The sequence below is a fragment of the Desulfovibrio sp. ZJ369 genome (assembly GCF_011039085.1).
In the GTDB taxonomy this organism is placed as follows: domain Bacteria; phylum Desulfobacterota; class Desulfovibrionia; order Desulfovibrionales; family Desulfovibrionaceae; genus Desulfovibrio.
Map to the genome: position 1 here is coordinate 46,742 of NZ_JAAKEI010000006.1, position 18,917 is coordinate 65,658.

Annotated in this window: 14 protein-coding genes; 6 read left to right on the forward strand and 8 right to left on the reverse strand. The window is 60.1% G+C overall.

The genetic code is table 11. From position 1 onward, the window contains the following. Positions 1-277: 277 nt before the first annotated feature. From G7Y51_RS03315 to G7Y51_RS03330, 4 genes are all read left to right on the forward strand, one after another. Positions 278-6,382: an autotransporter domain-containing protein gene (locus G7Y51_RS03315; protein ID WP_165174970.1), complete on the forward strand. Its 6,105-nt coding sequence runs from the start codon at positions 278-280 to the stop codon at positions 6,380-6,382. Positions 6,383-6,768: 386 nt separating this feature from the next. Continuing rightward, positions 6,769-7,374 (forward strand): OmpH family outer membrane protein, encoded by a 606-nt coding sequence (locus tag G7Y51_RS03320; protein WP_241160116.1) that lies wholly within the window; start codon positions 6,769-6,771, stop codon positions 7,372-7,374. A gap of 2 nt (positions 7,375-7,376) precedes the next feature. Beyond that, positions 7,377-7,703, forward strand: a complete 327-nt coding sequence (locus G7Y51_RS03325) for a DUF3467 domain-containing protein (protein ID WP_165174971.1) — start codon at positions 7,377-7,379, stop codon at positions 7,701-7,703. Positions 7,704-7,862: 159 nt separating this feature from the next. After that, positions 7,863-8,360 (forward strand): helix-turn-helix transcriptional regulator, encoded by a 498-nt coding sequence (locus G7Y51_RS03330; protein WP_165174972.1) that lies wholly within the window; start codon positions 7,863-7,865, stop codon positions 8,358-8,360. Between the two features lie 337 nt (positions 8,361-8,697). Here the strand turns inward: G7Y51_RS03330 and G7Y51_RS03335 are convergent, their stop codons facing one another. Beyond that, positions 8,698-8,973: a hypothetical protein gene (locus tag G7Y51_RS03335; RefSeq protein ID WP_165174973.1), complete on the reverse strand. Its 276-nt coding sequence runs from the start codon at positions 8,971-8,973 to the stop codon at positions 8,698-8,700. Between the two features lie 516 nt (positions 8,974-9,489). On the opposite strand from G7Y51_RS03335, the gene G7Y51_RS03340 reads away from it, so the two are divergent. Together G7Y51_RS03340 and G7Y51_RS03345 are read left to right on the forward strand one after the other, a co-directional pair. Beyond that, positions 9,490-9,837, forward strand: a complete 348-nt coding sequence (locus G7Y51_RS03340; protein WP_206214235.1) for a hypothetical protein — start codon at positions 9,490-9,492, stop codon at positions 9,835-9,837. After that, positions 9,834-10,211: a hypothetical protein gene (locus G7Y51_RS03345; protein WP_165174975.1), complete on the forward strand. Its 378-nt coding sequence runs from the start codon at positions 9,834-9,836 to the stop codon at positions 10,209-10,211. Before G7Y51_RS03340 ends, G7Y51_RS03345 begins: the two co-directional genes overlap by 4 nt. On the opposite strand, the gene G7Y51_RS03350 is transcribed toward G7Y51_RS03345, so the two are convergent. From G7Y51_RS03350 to G7Y51_RS03380, 7 genes are all read right to left on the reverse strand, one after another. Beyond that, positions 10,178-11,371, reverse strand: a complete 1,194-nt coding sequence (locus G7Y51_RS03350) for an integrase arm-type DNA-binding domain-containing protein (RefSeq protein ID WP_165174976.1) — start codon at positions 11,369-11,371, stop codon at positions 10,178-10,180. The two genes, G7Y51_RS03345 and G7Y51_RS03350, sit on opposite strands and share 34 nt — an antisense overlap. Positions 11,372-11,727: 356 nt before the next feature. Then, positions 11,728-12,246, reverse strand: coding sequence for a HyaD/HybD family hydrogenase maturation endopeptidase (locus tag G7Y51_RS03355; protein ID WP_165174977.1), 519 nt, complete (start codon positions 12,244-12,246; stop codon positions 11,728-11,730). Between the two features lie 73 nt (positions 12,247-12,319). Continuing rightward, the gene (gene cybH, locus G7Y51_RS03360) at positions 12,320-13,018 is read right to left on the reverse strand and encodes a Ni/Fe-hydrogenase, b-type cytochrome subunit (protein WP_165174978.1); all 699 of its coding nucleotides are present in this window, start codon (positions 13,016-13,018) and stop codon (positions 12,320-12,322) included. 83 nt (positions 13,019-13,101) lie between these two features. After that, the gene (locus G7Y51_RS03365) at positions 13,102-14,910 is read right to left on the reverse strand and encodes a nickel-dependent hydrogenase large subunit (RefSeq protein WP_165174979.1); all 1,809 of its coding nucleotides are present in this window, start codon (positions 14,908-14,910) and stop codon (positions 13,102-13,104) included. Between the two features lie 11 nt (positions 14,911-14,921). After that, complete coding sequence (locus tag G7Y51_RS03370; RefSeq protein WP_165174980.1) at positions 14,922-16,133, reverse strand: hydrogenase small subunit; 1,212 nt, start codon at positions 16,131-16,133, stop codon at positions 14,922-14,924. A 56-nt stretch (positions 16,134-16,189) separates the two neighbouring features. Beyond that, positions 16,190-16,756 (reverse strand): DUF305 domain-containing protein, encoded by a 567-nt coding sequence (locus tag G7Y51_RS03375; protein ID WP_165174981.1) that lies wholly within the window; start codon positions 16,754-16,756, stop codon positions 16,190-16,192. Between the two features lie 557 nt (positions 16,757-17,313). Beyond that, the gene (locus G7Y51_RS03380) at positions 17,314-18,909 is read right to left on the reverse strand and encodes a (Fe-S)-binding protein (RefSeq protein WP_165174982.1); all 1,596 of its coding nucleotides are present in this window, start codon (positions 18,907-18,909) and stop codon (positions 17,314-17,316) included. Positions 18,910-18,917: the final 8 nt, after the last annotated feature.

The window sequence follows — 18,917 nt, forward strand, 5'->3', positions numbered from 1 at the left end:
ATGCCTGGCTGTCTGCGGACGTGTGCGGACTGCTCATCGACAGACGCACTGTCAATGAACTTTTGGAACACAATACCTGCAAGAGCCCTTTTAGGCAAGACTCTTCTGCGGGAAAAAAGTTCCCCGCCCGCGGGTTCAAAAAATATTCATTATTTCAATGCGCTTTTCCCTTCGGGATCTTCTGATCCTCCAAAAAATCGACAGTGCGTCTGACACTGAGTGTCTTACCAAATGTCGGGGGAAGAACGCCCCCGGAGGAATCTGAGGAGGATCTTGTATGCTTACGAAAGGAGCTATCGGAAATCTCATCAACAGATATCGGGCGGTTCTCAAAAAATGCAGCCTGATCAATACCTTCGGCTCGCTGGCCGTGGCCGGGATGCTGGTCATGGGCGGCGCGGGTCTGGCTGTGGCGGAGGAGCCGGAGTATCCGGGCAACTGGAATACTGATTCCCTGACCATAGGCAGCACCGGCACCTCCTCCGTTACTGGGGGGGGCATAGATCTTACTACTAATGGGACTAATGGGAATGATGGGAATAACCTGTCCGGAAACTATGGGAAAAACGTCCGGACCGAGAAGCTCTTCATCCGCGACGGGGGGACGCTGACGCTGGGCAGCAGGACCGAAAACCAGCGGGTCGTGCATTACCAGCGCAACGGGGGAACGCAGCCGTCGGCCGCGTCCGGCATCACCATCCCGGGTATGGGTATGGTTGTGGAAATGAGCGGCGGCACGGTGGCGATCACCAGCAAAGATCCCACCTCCTCTGCCAGCGAGGCCGCTGTCACCGCCGCCGCCGAGCAGGGCACCTTTGATTTTTCCAGCCTGGACGTCAATACCTTCAAACTGACCGGCGGCGACATAACGCTGACCGGCAACCCAAACAGCACGCGCTGGGATGAGGCCGCCTACATCGGCGCCTACAATGGCATGGACATCGGCAGCAGCACCGCTGCCACGACGATCACCATGAACGCAAACAGTGAGCTCTTTGCCGGAAATCACCTCAACATCAGCGGCGCCAACACCACCATCACCATGAAGGGCGCGAAGGCGGTGGATGGGGAGTACGGTAAATTCGACGCCCAAACGGCCCATATCATGTTCGCCGCATCGGGGAACAACACCATCAGCGGCGGCAACATCACTGTGGCTGTGAACTCCTCCGGCGTGTTGAGCGCCAAGAAACTGAACATGACCGGCGGCACACTCACGGTGGCGGAGGGTGGCGCTCTGCTGCTTCAGCCGAACTCGGGCGAGAGTGATATCGTGTATACCGGTGGCGCCACCAGCGACTTCAACCTTTCCGGCAGTGCTACCGTGAAAGTGGAGGAGGGCGGCCTGCTCTGGGCTCCCTATACCCAGATCAACCAGACCGGCGGCACGCTGACCGTCAACGGCGCGCTCAGGACGGAGAAGCCCAAAGGCGACGCGGACGGCACCGCCAATCACTTCGCTTTTCTCCGTAGCGGCTACACCCTTTCCAGCGGCATACTTAATATCGAGGGCAACGCCCAGGCCATCGACAAGGGTAACGGCGCGGTCAACGGCAACATGCAGGTGGGCAAGCTGCTCATTGAAGGAGACGGCAGGGTTACAATCGGCGCTACGAAGAATAATAAACCGAACCAGTGGGATCAAGGCCCCTTCCTGGGCGGCGAGCTCGGCACCACCATGACCGGCGGCACAGTGACCCTGGGCAACTACGGCGAGCTGTATGGAGGGGTTGATGCGCCGGGATGGAGCGCCGGCAAAATAGGCGAGATGAACCTTTCCGGCGGCGACATCTTCATGACAGGCAAGAATACGGGCTCTGGCGAAGGCAGAGTCGTCAAGGGTTCAGTGCTCTATGCCGCTGCCAATCAGAACTGGGGTTCGACGGTTTCGGGTGTGAATGGTGCCGAAGGCTATGTGGCCCTGAATCTCAGCGGCACCAACATTACGGTCGGCACTGAGAACGCGCCTGCTGATGGCTACATCGTGGCCCGCGAAATCAATATGAGCGGCGGCTCTATCACCGTGAACAGCGGGAGCACGCTGACCGTGGCCGGGGGAGCCAAGAAGGGCAATAACGAGGGGTTTACCCCTGATATAGAAGAAGGTATCCAGGCGATGGTGGGGGATCCCTCCGAACCCTCGGGCGGCGGCGCCGGCGCCGGAGCAAGCGTAGCGGCACTGAAAACAACGTCCCCCACGCCCGCCACGCCCGCGCCCGAGTTCGACGAAACCTTCACCCTTTCCGGCGGCGAGATCACCGTGGCCAGCGGCGGCAGCCTGGACTTCGCCAAGGGCAAGGTGGACCTGGTTCTGACCGGCGGCGGCAAGTTCAACTATACCCAGGCCGCCGACTCCGGCTACCTGATCTTCAACGACCTGACCCTGGCCGGCGGCACGCTGAACCTGACCGACGTGGACACCCTGACCGTGGGCACTAACCCGGAGGATCTGACGAGCACCAAGGGCGTGTACGTCGATGATACCTTGCAGGTGGGCGACAGCAACAATACCCACGACCTGACACTGACGACGCTGAACCAGGTGAAAGGCCACGACAGCAATGTGCGCGTGGCCAACGGCAGCCTGACCGTGAACCACCTGAACCAGACTTTTGAGGATGCGGCCGGCGCGGCGATCGCGGCCAGCACGCCCGGCACGCCTGCGGATGCCGACACCAGCCTGATCACTGTGGGCGGCCAGGGCGCTGTGGGCACGCTGACGGTGAAAGACTCGCTGACGAACGTGGAATATGCGGCGGGCCAAAAAGGCATTCTGGTCGCCAATCTTGGAACGCTGGTAGCGGGCAAGAATGTTCTGCTCAAAACAGCAGCAGTAGACAATTACGCCAAGCTAGACACCGTGCAAACGATTGGGGTCGCGGCTGGCGGTACCCTGAAAATAACCGGCCTGGACAATCAGACGATCACTGATGCTCAGCTGACTGACATCAAAGCCATCATGTCTGCTACGGCTAATGACGGTATGCTGGATCTGGGCAACGCGAAGCTCGACGTCGTGGCGGAGGACGCGACTGAGATTACCGCTGACACAGCAAAGACCCTCGGTAACGTCGAAACCACTGCCACCTTGGGGCTTACCGTTACCAACGCGGACAATACCCAGCCTCTGAAGGGCGGCTACAAGAATGTCGAGGTGAAGGAGGACGCGGGAACCGCCGCGGAGATCAAGACCGAATCCGGCACCTTGCGACTGGCCGGTGATACGAGCAATGGCAATCTTGTAGCGAAGGGCAACACCGTTGCGGCCGTCATTGTGGGTAAGAGCGATAGTGGGGATAACGCGGCCCTGACGCTCGGCGTCGAAACCGCCGACAACAGCGGCAAGGTGGGCGATGTGACCTTGACGACCCAGAGTGGTAGCGCCGGCGGCACAGCCACGCTCAATGCCGAAGGCAAGGGCAACGCTTCCTTCGAGACCGGCGCCATCAAAGTTAATGGTCAGGGCGCTACCGCGGTCAACGCTTCCGGCGCAAGCCTGGAGAGCACCAAGATCGGCGACTCCGCGGCGGACAAGGCAGTGACGACGGTCAATGCCACCAACGGCGGCAAGGTGATCTCCACGAGTAGCATCAACGCTGACAACCTGGCCGCCGACCAGAAGGGCAGCGTGGTGAGTGCCGGATCTACCATCACCGCTGACAACCTGAGCGCCGCCAATGGCGGCACGGTTCAGGCAGCAACGGGCATCACAGTTACCAACGCCGTGACCGGCCTGAACGACGGCACAATCAAAACCACCAACGGCACCGTGACCCTGAATGGCGGCGCGACCAACGCCAGCGGCACCATTGAGGCCGGCGGCACTACGGGCGAAATCAAGGCGGAGGCCGATGGCGGTACTAAGCAGGACATTCTTGCCGCCGCTGGCAAGGATCTTACCCTTTCCGCCACACAAGGCACCATCACCGCCAAGGACATCACCGCCACCAACGTGGAGGCCAAAACCCTGACCGCCTCCGGCGCGGTGTCCGTGACGAACGGCACACTGAAGACCGCGAACGACAGCACCGTGGGCTCTCTGACCCTGGACAACAACGCTGAGGGCACGGTGGGCAAGCTGACCGTAAACAGTACTGGTACGACCACCCTCACCAACGGCGCTTCCCTGGAGGCCAAGGAGCTGGACGCGGGCTCTGGTGCGACCACCCTCACCAACGGCGCTTCCCTGACCGCCGAGAAGCTGACCGCCGCCGACAGCGCTGTGAGCGTGACGGACGGCAAACTGAATATCACAGCTACGGACGCTGCTGCCGCCAGCGCCGTGAAATCTCTGGCCCTGGACGGCTCTACGGGCACTGTTGCGGGCCAGCTGACCGTAAGCACTACGGCCGCCCTCACCAACGGTTCTGTTCTGCACGCCGACACCCTGATCATGAGCTCCGGCGGCACCAACAACCTGACCGTGGGCAGCGCGAACGATACCAAGGGCGGCACGACGCTGGTGGTGAAGAACTTGACGCTCGACGGCAATTCTCTGCTCATTGACCCTGCCTGGGAATCCGGCGGGGTTGCCCTGCCGTCCACCAACGTGGCCGTGGAACACTTTGGCGGCGACCCTGTCGCTAAGCCTGATGTAGAGATCGACGGCAACGTGGGCGTGGGCAGAAACTCCATGGCCGCCATCGGCACCGGGGATGAAAACTGGTTGCGCGGGCATGTCAATGCCGTGACCAACAACGCGGGCCTGACCGAAAACGGCGTGACTGCCGCTCTGGGCATCGTCAAGCCCACGGCGCTGCAAAACGCCACTAATAATGGCCTTGAGGTGAACGGAATCAAGACCACCGATACATTCGGCAGCTCCCCCAACCTCGGAACCCCCACAGCCGGCAAGCTCATATTCGCCGACAACTCCCTGCTGGTAGTCACTGCCGAGGCGGCTGATAATGATGGGAACGGCGCCTTGTCCTTCGCAAGCAGCACCGGAACAGCCGAAATCATCGGCAACGCGAAACTGCGCATTGAGGGCGCGGAAGTGGGTGAAACCTACAAGGTGCTCGGCAAGAACATCAGTCAGGGAGGTGGTGGCAACGGCATCACCAAGGATGATCCTGACGCCTGGAGCGGCGACAACCTCAGCACGGACTCGGCGATGGTGGAGCTCGGTAACTTTAACAAGGCCGACGGCACCATTGAGGCCAAGCTCAAGTCGGCCAGCAAGAACTACCCCTTGCTGGACTCCGAGCTGGCAAACGTGGTGGACGCGGGCTACCTGGCTCACGAGATCGGAACCGACGACCAGTATGTAAATGCCGAGGACAAGGGCGTGCGCTTCCTCTCCCGCGCCACCAGCGACAAATACATCGGCAAGGACGCCGAGCAGGTTGCCGTAACCATGGAAAGCGCGGCGCGCATGGCTCTGATCGGCGCTGTGCCGCAAATGACCCTGGCGGCCAACAATGCGGCGGGCAATGCCGTGACCCAGCGCACCAGCCTGGCCCAGCCCGGCGGCAACGCCATCCAGAGCATGGCCGCGGATGGCTCCGTGTCCGGCTCTTCTGCCACCAACGTCGCCAAGACCGGCTTTGCCCTCTGGATCATGCCTCTCTACCAGAGCGCCAACGGTTGGGGCCTGGAAGGCGGCAACTTTGATCTGGACTACAGCGGCGGCCTGGGCGGCGTGGCCATTGGCGCGGATTACACCTTTGACAACGCCATCCGCGCGGGCATCACCTTCAACATCGGCGGCGGCTATGCCTCTGGCTCCGGTGATTTCAACGAAACCACCAACAACATGACCTTCTGGGGCATCGGCGCCTATGCCGGCTGGACCATGAACAACTTCGGCCTCACCGCCGATGTCAACTACACCTCCACCTATAACGAGCTGGAGCAGGAACTGCCCGCGGCCATGCAGATGGACAGCCTCAAGAGCGACGTGACGGCCTGGGCCATCAGCGTGGGCCTGCGCGGCGAATACAAGATCGAAACCAGCGCCCTGGACATCACCCCCCACGTGGGCGTCCGCTACACGAGCCTGAATACCGACGAATACGACGTGACGTCCGGCGGCACAGTGCTCACCGGCGACGCCATCAGCCAGAGCATCTGGACCTTCCCCGTGGGCGTGGCCTTCTCCAAGCAGATCGACACCGGCAACGGCTGGCACTTCAAGCCCAGCCTGGATCTGGCCGTGATCCCGGCCGCCGGGGACATTAAGGCCCGCGGCGATGTGCGCTTCACCGGCGTGTCCGGCACCGCAGAACTGGAAACCCAGACCATGGACTACATCTCGTACATGGGCCAGGCCGGTCTGGAATTCGGCAATGACAACGTCAGCTTTGGCGTGAACTACAACCTGCAAACCGGCGTCAACAGCACGTCGCACGGCGTGTTTGGCACCTTCCGCTACGAGTTCTAGCGTTCTTTGGAGTTCTGATGCCGTGCGGCGTTCACCGCCGCACGGCATCAGACACAGAGCGCGAGAACAAAAATGCTTCACATGACCCGGCCTTCGGGCCGGAAAATGTGATCCCGTCTGCCGCGGGCGGGCGGCTCCGCCAGGGGGCGGAACCGCCCGGCTGGATATCCGGGGGGCATGGGCTTCCCGAGTCCGGCGGCCGTCCGCCGTTATCGCTTCCCCGGCGGGCGGTTTTTCTGAAGCCGGCGTTTTTTTTCCTTCCTGGGGCGCCGGCAGCGGCGCGGCGGCATGTGCCCGCCGCGCCGTTTTTGTGGAAAAGAGCGTTTCGCTCATTGCATGAGCAAAATGCTCTGCCCTGACACGCATAACAACAGGAAATCAGCCCCATGTGCCGTAGTACTCCATTTCTCCTTGCCCTCACGGCCCTGCTTGCCGCCTGCCTTTTGAGCGGCTGCCTGGAGGGCGACAAACCCGCCTCCGCCGCGTCCGCAGCCCCGCAGATCGCCACCGTGGATCTGGAACGGATCATGACCCGTTCCAGCGCCGCCGAGGCCGGGCGCGCTCATCTGGCCCAGGCCCGCCAGCGTCTGGAACAGGGCTTTGCCGATCTGCAAAAAGCCTGGGCCAAAGCCCCGGCCAAGGAACGCGAGGCCGTCTTGCGCGAAGGCGCCCTGACCCTCAGCCGCCAGATGGCCGCCGAGGAAGCCGCTGTGCAAAACGTGATCAACAAACTGTTGCTGGAAGAGGTCAGGGCCTGGCGGCAGGCCCACAAGGCCGCGCTGGTTCTGGCCCGACAGAACGCCCTGGATGCCGACGACACCCTGGACATCACGGCCAGCGTGCTCGCGGCCATGGACGCCCGCAAGCCCGCCTTCCCGGCGCTGCCCGTGGTCTCGGTCAAACTGCCGCCCAACGCGGAGCAAAAAGCCGCCCCGGCGCCCGCCCAGAAGGACAAAACCCCGGCCCGCGCTGCGGACAGGAAAAAGAGGTAGCCATGAGCAAAGAGAAAAAGCAAACCGCCACCGCCGACGCGGCGGCAAGCCAACAGATCCGCGTGGCCCTGAACAGCGCGCAGCTTGTCACGTCCTACGCCAATGTTTTTCAGACCCGCTGCACCGCCGAGGAAGTGATCCTCTGCTGCGGCCTGAGCCTGCCCGAAAGCCTGAACGGCCCGGACGGCAACGCGGAAAACGGCCTGGCCGTGGATCTGGATCGGCGCATTGTCATGAGCCCGTCCTCGGCCCGGCGCCTGCTGCTGGCCCTGGATCGCACGCTCAGGGAACATGCCGCCCGTTTCGGCACAGACAGCCCGCAAGAGTGAAACGGCCGCACAGGCAAGACTGACGTATCTGAAGAGGAGGGCGTTTTGCGCATGCAATCAGCAAAACGCTCTCCATAGCAAGCGCAATACGTTTGCTGGCTCAGCAAGATATTGCGATCCTCTTGTTACTCCCCTCCTTTTTTGCGCAGGCACGATAGTATGACCACGCTCGGCTCACGCATCAAAATGGTTCGCGGCAAGGAGTCACAGGAAAAATTCGCCGCCAGGCTCGAGATCAGCAAGGGCACTCTGGGCTTTTATGAGCGGGACGAAAATCTGCCCAAATCCGACGTTATTCTTAAAATCTGCGCCCTTACCGGCGCTTCGCTGGATTGGCTGCTGACCGGCGCGGAATCCGCCACCCGCGAAACGGCGCACGACCTCGCCCCCTGCCCGACCCCTGCCAGGCAGGCGAAACAGAGCGCCGCCGCGCCGCAAGAGAGCCGGGAATGCTCCTGCCCGCAGTGCGCGGAGCTGAAAAAACGCCTGACGACCCTTGAAGAGGAACGGCGGGATCTGTACGCTGAAAACAGAAACTTGTGGAAAAAGCTCTGCTCGCTGCTGGAAGAGAGCGCCCGCCCGCGCGAGCGGCCGCCCTTGCCGCTCTATGATGGCGAGAGCAAATCCAGGCGCAGGCGGACTTTTCTTGTGCCGTGAAGCGCCGGAGTAAAAGCAATATGCTCGAGAGCTCAGCGGGGCGCGCACCTTGCGCACGGAGCCGCTCCGCGCCCTCGCCGCCCGACGGCATCGCTTCCTCGGCGGGCGGCCTTTCCTGAGGCCCGCGTCCTTGCCCTTCCTTGGGGGCGCGGGCCTCCTCCGCTTGCGCTGCCCGGCGCAGATCCGCCTGGCGACTTACTTTCGCCGGGGTCGGGAAGCGCACCTTTTGCCCGTGGCTTGCCAGCGCCCCCGGCGCTCTGCGGATTTTTCATGTAATAATCTGATGTTCCTCCAGCCCCATGCCCCTGAGAAACATTCGCACGGTTTCCGGGATCTGCTACCCGGTCGGTATCTCGTGCTCGTTCCAGATCAGCAACCAATGGCAAACAGGCATCCTGCTCCTTACGGATTCTTCAGCGAGCGAGATCATCTCGGCTCGTTGACCTTTTCTTGTTGCCGCAATGAAATTCAGTGCTGTTGACCAGACGCATTTGTTCCTGCCATTCTCATCTTTTTCGGAAAGCACATAGTCCACTATGCCGCCAATCATGGAGCGTTTTGCTTTGGTCAGATTGGTGCGCTTACATTGCTTGAGTATCATGTCCGTGCCCAAGCCTGTCGATTGCTTCCTGAATTATTTTCAGTGCCCGGCTCATTTCCCCCCACACCGCTGACTGATGCGCCTCGCTTGCCAAGGCAAAATTGTGCTTGAGCAGCCCCCAGGCCGCCGCAGTTCCCGGATGGTCTGCTCGTCCGTTCTGGCAATGATGGGCCTGCCGCCGAAGAACAGCCGCCGCATGTACTCGGAAACAGAGATTCCGGCGGTCGCGGCCTGCCGGGTGATTCTTGCGTCTTCTTCAGCGGTGAGCCTGAGCCTCCGCCGTCGCTGAAATCTGATTGTCGCCTTCCGCTTTTCCGTCTGCCTTTCCCGCCTTTTTGAGAGCGTGAGAAGCGAAGCGCCGAACGCTCTGCCGGAGTCCAGAGGGCGGCAGCCCTTTGGCAGGATGGGGTTGTGTGTAGCACAACTTCCATCCTGCCACGGCGACCCCGTATCGTGGAGTGGTAGATTTATGCAAAATTTTATCTTTACTGCCGATTGGCTATGATCTTCCCAAAGGAGGCAAAAAACATGGCTTCAAACGCAACAATACGCATGGAACAGCTCACGGAGGCGAAGAAACTGTTCATGAATTTGCCAAAGAAAAAAGACGGAAAAACCAGACCGGACGCAGCCAAATTTCTGGAAAAAGCTTTCAGGAACGCTCTCAAAAAAGGCTACAGCCCAAAAGAACTGAGTCAGCTGCTCAAGAATGAGAACATCATCATTCCCGCATATCTTATTCAGAAATTTTTCTCTGAAACTGCGGACAGCGCGGACGTTGCTCCTGCACAAAAAAAGGAAATTCCCCCGCAAAAACCACCGACTCCGGCAAGAACTTCGTTCATCGTGCCGGATTTGCCGGATAAGAAGTTGTGAACATAAACGCGTCGATTTTTTATGTGGGCGAAAGCAAAGGCGGCGTGGGGAAAAGCAAGGTATCTTTCGCCCAGATCGACTCCCTGCCTGATGACGGAAAAAAGGCGCTTTTGCTGGAAAGCGACAACCTCAAATCCTGCGGAATGGTCGGCGGCGGCGCGAAAAAATCCTGCCGATCCTCAAAAAACAAACGGGGAAAAGGCGGCAAAACAAACAAGAATTATTGGGTGTTGAGTGGGACTTTTATAAAACATAAACAGTTAGCACAGATAAAAGAGCGCCCCTGTCCGAGACGGAACCTCTGGAACCGGGCGGGGGCGTGTCTTGCTTTTTATCCCGTCTATCGTACTTTTCCGCGTAACATATCCAGATAGTCGGCGTACTCCTGAACCATGCGTCGCCGTTCCGGCAAGTACTCCGCGTAGTTGTACGCGGCGCGGACGCCGTTGCGCTCGCAGTGGGCAAGCTGGCGCTCTATCCAGTCTGTGTTATAGCCAAGCTCGTTCAGGAGGGTGGACGCCATTGACCGGAAGCCGTGAAAGGTATGGTCGCCGGTGGCGCAGCCGAGTTGCCGCAGGACGCGCAACGGGCCTCCTCTGTACATGGGGCCGTCGTTTCCCGCCCTGTTGCCAGGAAAGACAAAGCGTCCATCGCCGCTTTTCTCATGCAGCTCATGGAAAATCGTCAGGGCCTGACGTGAGAGCGGCACGACATGGATTTGCTTCATCTTCATCCGTTCCGCCGGAATGCGCCATTCCGCCGCCTCAAGGTTGATTTCCTCCCATTCCGCGCGGATCAGTTCATTGGCACGGACGAACACCAACGGCGCAAGACGCAGGGCGCGGGAGATGAAAAAGTTCCCCTCATAGGCGTAGATTTTGCGCAACAGTTCGCCCACGGCGGCGGGTTCGGTGATGGCCGCATGGTGGCCGTTGACCGTGGGCGCGAGCGCGCCGCGCAAATCGGCGGCAATGTCATGTTCCGCCCTGCCGGTGACAACGGCGTAACGAAAAATCCGTCCGGCATCACGCAGCGCCTTGTGGGCGATGGTCAGCGCGCCCCGTTCTTCCACCCGCCGGAGAACGTCCAGCAGTTCCCTTGGGGTAATAGCGTTGACGGGACGTTTGCCAATGTGGGGGAAGAGGTTTTCCTCCAGAATGCGAATGACAGTTTTTCGGTATGCGGGGATCCACTTCGGCGAATACCTGGTATGCCATTCCCGCGCCACGTCCTCGAAAGAGTTGCGGGCCGCTTCCGCCGCCGCTTCTCTGGCCTGGCGTCGGGCCTCGCTGGGATCGATATGTTCCCGCAGCAGCTTTTTGGCGTCTTCCCGTTTGTCCCGCGCTTCGCGCAGGCTCACGGACGGATACGGGCCAAGGGAAAGGAGCTTCTGCTTGCCCGCGAAGCGGTACGCCAACCGCCACGATTTTTTGCCCGTGGGCGTGACGTAGAGAAACAGCCCCCCGCCGTCCGAGTGCTTCTGAATCTTGCCGTTGGCTATGACATGCCGTATGAATGTGTCGGTCAGTTTCATCCGGCCACCTCCAGAGTGGTGTTTTTGGTACGGCTGGACTGACTGCTACCAACATATTTCTGAAAAAACCTTTTTATACAAGGTAGTACAAAAAATATGCCGCTAGCTGAGAGGGGAACCCCGCTCAGTTTCCCAAGGTCGGGGGCAGCACTGCCCGACCTTGGGAAACGCCGTCATTGACAGCCCAGACCTGCCAAAAGACTACCAACGTGTCTACCAACAGTTTTTGTGGATGCAGGTGGATTTTTGTGGATGGGATAAGGCAAAGATGCCTGGTTAACACATTGAAATTACATGCTAAACAGACATATTTGGACTTTCTGAAACAAGTTGGGCAACTTCAATCAAAAAATGCTCTAAAGCCCGTTCAGGGCCGGAGCCGAAAGATGCCTGATTTTGGCGCGCGCGTCGGCTTTCACTCCCCAGCGCCGCAAAAGGTCCAGAGCCGCATGCGCGGCCGCTTCAAAGCATCGGGCCACCTGGGGCGAAAAAGGCGCGCCCAGGGTCATGGCAGCGGGCTGCACGCCCAAAAGGGCGCAGCACCGCGGCTGCGTGCCGCGCAGCGCGGCATAGCCCATGACTTCAGAAAAGCTGTTCTGGTGCGGGCCCAGCTTGCGCGCGGTGATATGGGCAGGCACCCCCTCCCGCAGCACCAGCTCGCCGGGCGCAAGGCCGAAGTCCACGGCATCCAGCACCAGCAGCCTGTCGGCCTCCTCCACGAAGGCCAGCAGGGTCTGCCCCTGAGTGCCGCCGTCCACCACGCGGACGCCGGGAGAAAAGTTCCACCCCGCGTACAGCCTTTGCGCCAGGCGCACGCCAAAGCCCTCATCCCCGTAAAGAATGTTGCCGAGTCCCAGGACGATCACGCGTTCCATGTCTCTTCCTTTGAGGGTCACGCGGCCGGGCCGCGCGGCAAAGCCTGAGAGCGGCCGGGCCGCAAGGCTGACCTTAGTCTTTGCGCCGCTCTCTGTACCCGCTGAACATGGTGGAGGCCAGGGTGGTCTTGCCCATGATCTCTTCCCGGATCACCATGTAGATATGCACGATCACAAAGGTGATCAAAAGCAGCATGCCCAGCCTGTGCAGGCTGCGCAGCTCCTGATCGTTGCCTCCGATCCAGTACATGAAATCAAGCACAAGGAGAAAGGGTTTGAAGAATGGCGACGCGGAAGCCTGAGCGTACATGCCCAGGCCGCTGAGCATGATGAGCAGCATGAAGATCATGCCCACGGCCATCCCGGCTTGCGCCAGGGGGTTATGCCCCACATACGCGCGCGGCTCCCTGTCCAGAAAGAGATACCAGCGGATCTCGCTCCACAGGCCCTCCCACCAGGATTTTCTCCAGACCGGCAGGATGATCAGCTCCCGCGAATATCTGTTGCCGATCAGCGCGTACAGATAACGCAGTACCGTGGCGATGATCAGGATGAAGCCCGCGATGAAATGAGCCATGCGGGTGTACCCCATGTAAAAGGTGTCACAGGGCTGTCCGGTGACGGAAAGCCAGGGTTTGCCGATGATATAGCCTGTGACGATCAGCACGCTGACGCAGATTGCCATGCTCCAGTGCCAAAGGCGGATGGGCAATTGGTAGACATACACTGATTTGCCCACAGGCATGAGCACGTTGTCGCAATATTCGGTCATGATATTTCTCCACAGCGCGGGACAGGCGGCACGCCGTCTGTTTGCGCCTCAACTCCACGCCGCGCCGGCGCGGCGGCAAGGTTTCAAAAGCCGCGATCCACGCGCACGGTCAGCAGGTCCGAACCGTCGGGCCCGATGATATGCGTGGCGCAGGCCAGGCAGGGGTCAAAACTGTGAATGGTGCGCAGAATTTCCAGAGGTTGATCGGGGATGGCCATCTGCGTGCCCATCAGAGCGGCCTCATACGCGCCCAACTGGCCGTTGGGGCCGCGCGGCGCGGCATTCCAGGTGGTGGGCACCACGCATTGGTAACGCTCGATCTTTCTGTTCCTGATCACCACCCAGTGGCCCAACGCGCCGCGCGGGGCCTCGGTGAAGCCCACGCCGCGCACTTCTTTTTCGGGCCAGGTGTCCGGTTCCCATTTTCGGGTAAAGGCCGTAGCCCGGTTGCCGTTTTTGAGATTGACCAGCAGCCGGTCGTAAAAATAGCGGAGCCGGTCGGCAGCCCAGGTCGTTTCCAGGCAGCGGGCCGCAATGCGTCCGAGGGTGGACTGGAGAGCGCTGAGCGGCACGTTGAGCCGGCCGCAGAATTCATCCACAGCGCCTCTGATCTCGTCATTGCCCCTGGCGTAGCCCACCAGGGTGCGCGCCAGCGGGCCCACTTCCATCTGACTGCCGTGCCAGAGCGGCGTTTTAATCCAGGAATAGCGGTCCCGGGCGTCCAGTTGCTGGATATTGGTGGGCGTGCCCTTGATGTTGGGCCCCGGCGCATACCGCGGATCCGTGATGCCCTCGAAGGGGTGCAGACCCACTTTGCCTTCAGGGTATACATACCAGGCGTGCGTGACGCTTTCCTGGATTTCGTCGGGATCACGCAGATTGACGGGCAGAACCTCGTCAAAATTGCCGTTGATGATTGCGCCGCGCGGCATCAGCAGGCTTTTGTCCGAAAAGTCGTTGGCAATGTCCGGGATGCCGCCGTAGGCCAGCACCGAGAGTTTGGAAAGGCCGCCGCCGACGCCCAGCCAATCGGGATAAAAGCCGGCCAGGGCCATGACGTCGGGAATGACCACCTGGCGCGAGAAAACGCGGCAGCGATCAATAAGCTGGGAGACCAGCTCCAGACGCTCCATATTGATCACGTCGGCCCCGCCCTGTCCGTCCAGGGTCAGCGAACAGGGCACGCCGCCCACCAGCCAGTTGGGGTGGGGGTTTTTGCCGCCGAAAACAGTGTGGATCTTTACCACGTCCTTCTGAAAATCCAAGGCTTCCAGATAATGCGCCAGGAACATGAGATTGGCTTCCGGCGGCAGTTTGTAGGCCGGATGCCCCCAGTAGCCGTTGGCGAAAATGCCGAGCTGGCCGGATTCAATGACCCGCAGCAGGCGGTTTTGCACCTCCTTGAAATAGCCCGGAGAGGAATTGGGCCAGGGCGAGATTTTGCGGGCCAGGGCCGAAGCCTGGGCCGGATCGCCCCTGGCGGCCGAGATCACGTCGATCCAGTCCAGGCCGCTCAGATGATAAAAATGCACCAGATGATCGTGATACATCAGGCACAATTGCATCAGATTGCGGATGATGTTGGCATTGTCCGGCACTTTGATGCCCAGGGCGTCTTCCACGGCATAGACCGAGGCCAGGGCGTGCGTGCCGGTGCACACGCCGCAGATGCGCTCGGTAAATGCCCAGGCGTCGCGCGGATCGCGGCCTTTGAGAATGATCTCAATGCCGCGAAAGAGCGTGCCGCTGGACAGGGCGTTGGTGATTACATTCTCCTCGTTGAGGTTCACCTCGCAGCGCAAATGTCCCTCGATGCGCGTAATCGGGTCCACCACAACGCGGCGGCCCGCGTCAATGACGGTATAGCCTTGAGTGCTGTATTCGTAGGGCATGGATGCATTCCTCAGCGCTTGGAATCGTTACGGGTTGTGGAGGAGCCCTCGGCAAGGGGGGAAGGGGCGCCGGGGGCGGCCGTCTCCCTTTTGACGACCGGGATGCCATGCTCGCAGGGATCGTGAACGTCGCCGTTGCCCGGAGGCGTCGCCTTTGCTTCAGGACAACGGGCGTGGCGGATCATGCTGGCCACGCCGTGCGCGGCCACGCCAGCGGCCACGGCCGCCACTGCGGCCACGCCCACGGTTTCGGCCGTGGCATTGGCGCCGAAATGCGGGATGGTGGTGATGCGATCATAAAAGGAGCCCTGATCCCAGAAATGTTGTTCCGCGCAGCCGATACAGCCGTGCCCGGACGCAATGGGAAAGGAAACGCCGTCGTTCCAGCGCGTGGCCGGGCAGGCGTTGTAGGTGGTGGGGCCCTTGCAGCCCATTTTGTAGAGACACAGCCCCTGGCGCGCGCCTTCGTCGTCCCAGGATTCCACATACTCGCCGGCGTCAAAGTGGGCGCGGCGGTAACACTGGTCGTGCACGCGCTTGCCGTAAAAGGCCAGAGGCCGGCCTTGGGCGTCCAGCTCCGGCAGGCGATCGAACGTCACGATATAGGCGACGATGGCGCTCATCACCTCCGGAATGGGCGGGCAGCCGGGCGCCTTGAGCTGGGGCTTGTTGGGAAAGAGCTTGTGCAGGGGCGTGGCGTCCGTGGGATTGGGATGGGCCGCCTGCACGCAGCCCCACGAGGCGCAGTTGCCCCAGGCCACCAGAGCGCGGGCATGCTCCACGCCGCGGGTCAATTTCTCCAAAAAGGGCTTGCCGCCGTCAATACAGTACATACCGCCCGCGCCCAGGGGCGCGTTGCCTTCCAGGGCGAGAATATACCGGCCCTTGTAACGGCTCACGGCCTCATTGAAGGCGTCCTCGGCCTGCTCTCCGGCCGCGGCCATGATCAGATCCACGCAGTCCAGGGCGATCATCGAAAGGATGATGTCCGTGGCCAGCGGATGAGCCGTGCGCAGAAAGGACTCCGTGCAGCAGGAGCAGGTCAGGCCGCTCAGCCAGATCACCGGCAGGCGCGGCCTGGTGGAAAGAGCCTGAGCGATGGCTGTTTCCGCGCCCGGCCCAAGCCCCAGGGAGACGGCCGTAAGCGCGCAGAACTTCAGAAAATCACGGCGGCTGAAGCCGCGGCTGCGCAAAACTTCAGCGGTTGTTTCCAGATGTGACATATCTTACCTCAATGAGTAACAGCTCTAGAGCATTTTTTGATTGAAAATGGATATGTTCAATCAAAAAATGCTCCAGTATGATCGCCGCGGGCGTTGAGCCACGTCCTGAAGGCGTGCATTTCTCTGGCCTGGGACACACTGATCTCCTGTGCGAGCTTGAGCAGAGCCTCATGCTGGAAGTGAACCAGCACCGGCACGGTCATAATCACGGCCATGCCGTGATGCGGCAGCATCTGTTGCACAAACTGCACGTTGGGATCCTGGGCAGTGTACCTGTGCATCATGGCCTGCATTTCCCGATGCATCTGATCATAGGCCTTTTGATCAAGGCCGCCCACGTCTTTGAGCCAGCCTTTCATTTCTTCTATTTCGCTCTTCTGGGCTTTGATGATTTCTCTGGCCCAAGCCGCCACCTGCGGATCCTGCCGGTTTTCGGGCGTGCGCAGCAGTGCTTCGGACATGGCCACAGCCCCTTCGTGGTGCGCGATCATGCCGGAAAGAAAAGCCTGCCCGGAATAGGCGGGGTCGCTGTCGTGCATGTCGTGAGCTTGCATGGGCGGCTCTGCCGCCTGTGCCGGCAGAGCCAGAAGCAAGAAAGCGAGAAAAAGATATATGTGACGCATACGTTCTCCATTTTCGTAACAAATGAGAGGAAGTATCGGCCGTACCCTGTGCAGCGGCCGATGTTCCGAAACTGCAAGAGATCTTCCTGCGTTTTTCAAGGTCTTTCCCCGGAGTCAGGTCGTCATAAAAAACAGCGCACAAGCAGATGTAGTGAAGAAACAGAAGCCATAGATACGGCCACAAGGCGGATGCCCTCTGCATACTGGCCGAATTTATGCGCACTGAACGAAGTTTGTAGAGTTTGAATCCGGACATTTTATCGTACTCAGGGAAGTGCTTGCATAAACTGCGTACCTGGAAAAATGTTCTTGCCCTTCACAACGTCAGATACTCTGTTGTCAGGCGTTGTTGCGCAGTATACGACTGGAGGCGCGTTCTTGTCGATAGTTTAATACATATAAAAAAATTTATATAACGCGTAGAGTATTTTGCCTGTAAAATACTCTCCAGCCGGCCGGCGCGGCGACATTGCTGACAGAAAAAAACGGAGAGCGCAGGGCATAAAAAAAAGGGGGGCATATTGCCCCCCCTTTTGCAGGTAGTGCTTGTATCGCGCTTATTCTTCGTCGCCTTCCCACTTGATAAAGCCGGGATTGACGTTGGCCATGGCGTTGACGATCAATTCCACCAGGCCGCCGTACGCGAAGCTGTTTTTGGAATACAGGTCGTTGTGCTCCAGCATCTCGCGGATCTGGCCCTTGCAGTTGGAGCAGGGGGCGCAGATGTATTTTTTGGTCTCAGGGCCAAGGCAGTCCTTGAAGGCCTCGCCGATCTGCCACATCTTTTTGCGGCCCGAAATGTTGCCGCGCCATTCATCAATGTTGTTGCGGGTCATGATCGCGAAGCCCGATCCGCCGCCGCAGCAGTAGTTGTCCACGCCGTGGCAGGGCATTTCGCGGAACTTGGGCGCGATCTTGTGCAGGATCTCGCGCTGCGGCTTCACAATGCCCATCAGGCGCACAGCGTTGCACGGGTCGTGCAGGGTCACGGGAAAGTCATTGCGCGAGGGATCCAGCTTGAGCCTGCCGGACATCACGATGTCGCGCAGCGTCACATAGCAGGACTCGCGCGGCACCTGGTACTCAAAGGGGATCACGCGATCCGCGATGACAGTCAGGGCCTTGTGGGCATGCCCGCACTCGCCGATGACGATCTTTTTGACGCCCAGCTCCTTGGCGGCCATCATGTGCTGCAAGGCGATGCGCGCTGTCTGGGCGTCGTCGTAGAACACGCCGTAGTTCACGCCGTCATAGGCCACGGCCTTGCTGGAGAGCGTCCAGGAGAGACCGGCCTCCTGGAAAATCAGCGAGAAAGCGGCGATATTTTCGGGCCAGGCCATGATTTCGCCGGCATTGTGCAGCAGCATGATATCCGCGCCCTGCACGTCAAAGGGCGTATGGATGCCCACGCCGGTGATCTCCGTATAGTCCTCGTCGATGAACTCCACATTTTCCTTGACCACTTCCGGGGTCATGCCGGTGGAGGAACCGACCTTCATCTGATTGATGGTGCCCTTTTCGTGCAGTTCGCGGGGATAGATGCCCAATTCCTGGCTGAACAGCTTGCGGATTTCACGGGCGATCAGACCGTTGTCCACGCCGATGGGGCAGGTCTGGGCGCAACGGCGGCAGAGATTGCAGCGGTAGGCCAGTTCGCCCAGACGGGCCACTGTTTTCCAGTTCAGGCCCATGTCGCCGTAGCGCCATTTGGCAAGGGGCTCTTTTTTCACATACTGCTTGTAGATGCGCCGGAAGATTTCCGAGCGGAAATTGGGCCTGTACATTTCGTGCCCGCCCGACATTTCATAGAGATGGCAGGCCTCGGAACAGGAGTTGCACTGCGCGCAATAATCCATGCTGGTCTCCAGCATGGGCAGGAAAGTCCAGTTGTTTTCCTTGGAAAAGAGCTTGCGCATGCCGGTGAGGAACTTGTTGACCAGCTCTTCCTCTTCCTGCGGCGTCTTGGGCTTGGGAATGTTCAGCACGCAGACGTCGTCCAGGATGCAGGCCGTATTTTCCTTCTGCTCGTCCGTGAAGGGCCTCCAGGGCATGGGGCGCACGTCCAGGGAGAGCTTGGGCAGGTCATTGAGATCAATGCTGACCATCTGCCCCTCGGCAGTGGAAACATCGGTCAAGTGCAGATTGTCTTTCATGGTTGGGA

Excerpts from the sequence above, each read along its gene's own strand:
- G7Y51_RS03315 (WP_165174970.1), top strand. The coding sequence starts at position 278 with ATGCTTACGAAAGGAGCTATCGGAAATCTCATCAACAGATATCGGGCG.
- G7Y51_RS03320 (WP_241160116.1), top strand. The coding sequence starts at position 6,769 with ATGTGCCGTAGTACTCCATTTCTCCTTGCCCTCACGGCCCTGCTTGCC.
- G7Y51_RS03325 (WP_165174971.1), top strand. The coding sequence starts at position 7,377 with ATGAGCAAAGAGAAAAAGCAAACCGCCACCGCCGACGCGGCGGCAAGC.
- G7Y51_RS03330 (WP_165174972.1), top strand. The coding sequence starts at position 7,863 with ATGACCACGCTCGGCTCACGCATCAAAATGGTTCGCGGCAAGGAGTCA.
- G7Y51_RS03340 (WP_206214235.1), top strand. The coding sequence starts at position 9,490 with ATGGCTTCAAACGCAACAATACGCATGGAACAGCTCACGGAGGCGAAG.
- G7Y51_RS03350 (WP_165174976.1), bottom strand. The coding sequence starts at position 11,371 with ATGAAACTGACCGACACATTCATACGGCATGTCATAGCCAACGGCAAG.
- G7Y51_RS03355 (WP_165174977.1), bottom strand. The coding sequence starts at position 12,246 with ATGGAACGCGTGATCGTCCTGGGACTCGGCAACATTCTTTACGGGGAT.
- cybH (WP_165174978.1), bottom strand. The coding sequence starts at position 13,018 with ATGACCGAATATTGCGACAACGTGCTCATGCCTGTGGGCAAATCAGTG.
- G7Y51_RS03365 (WP_165174979.1), bottom strand. The coding sequence starts at position 14,910 with ATGCCCTACGAATACAGCACTCAAGGCTATACCGTCATTGACGCGGGC.
- G7Y51_RS03370 (WP_165174980.1), bottom strand. The coding sequence starts at position 16,133 with ATGTCACATCTGGAAACAACCGCTGAAGTTTTGCGCAGCCGCGGCTTC.
- G7Y51_RS03375 (WP_165174981.1), bottom strand. The coding sequence starts at position 16,756 with ATGCGTCACATATATCTTTTTCTCGCTTTCTTGCTTCTGGCTCTGCCG.
- G7Y51_RS03380 (WP_165174982.1), bottom strand. The coding sequence starts at position 18,909 with ATGAAAGACAATCTGCACTTGACCGATGTTTCCACTGCCGAGGGGCAG.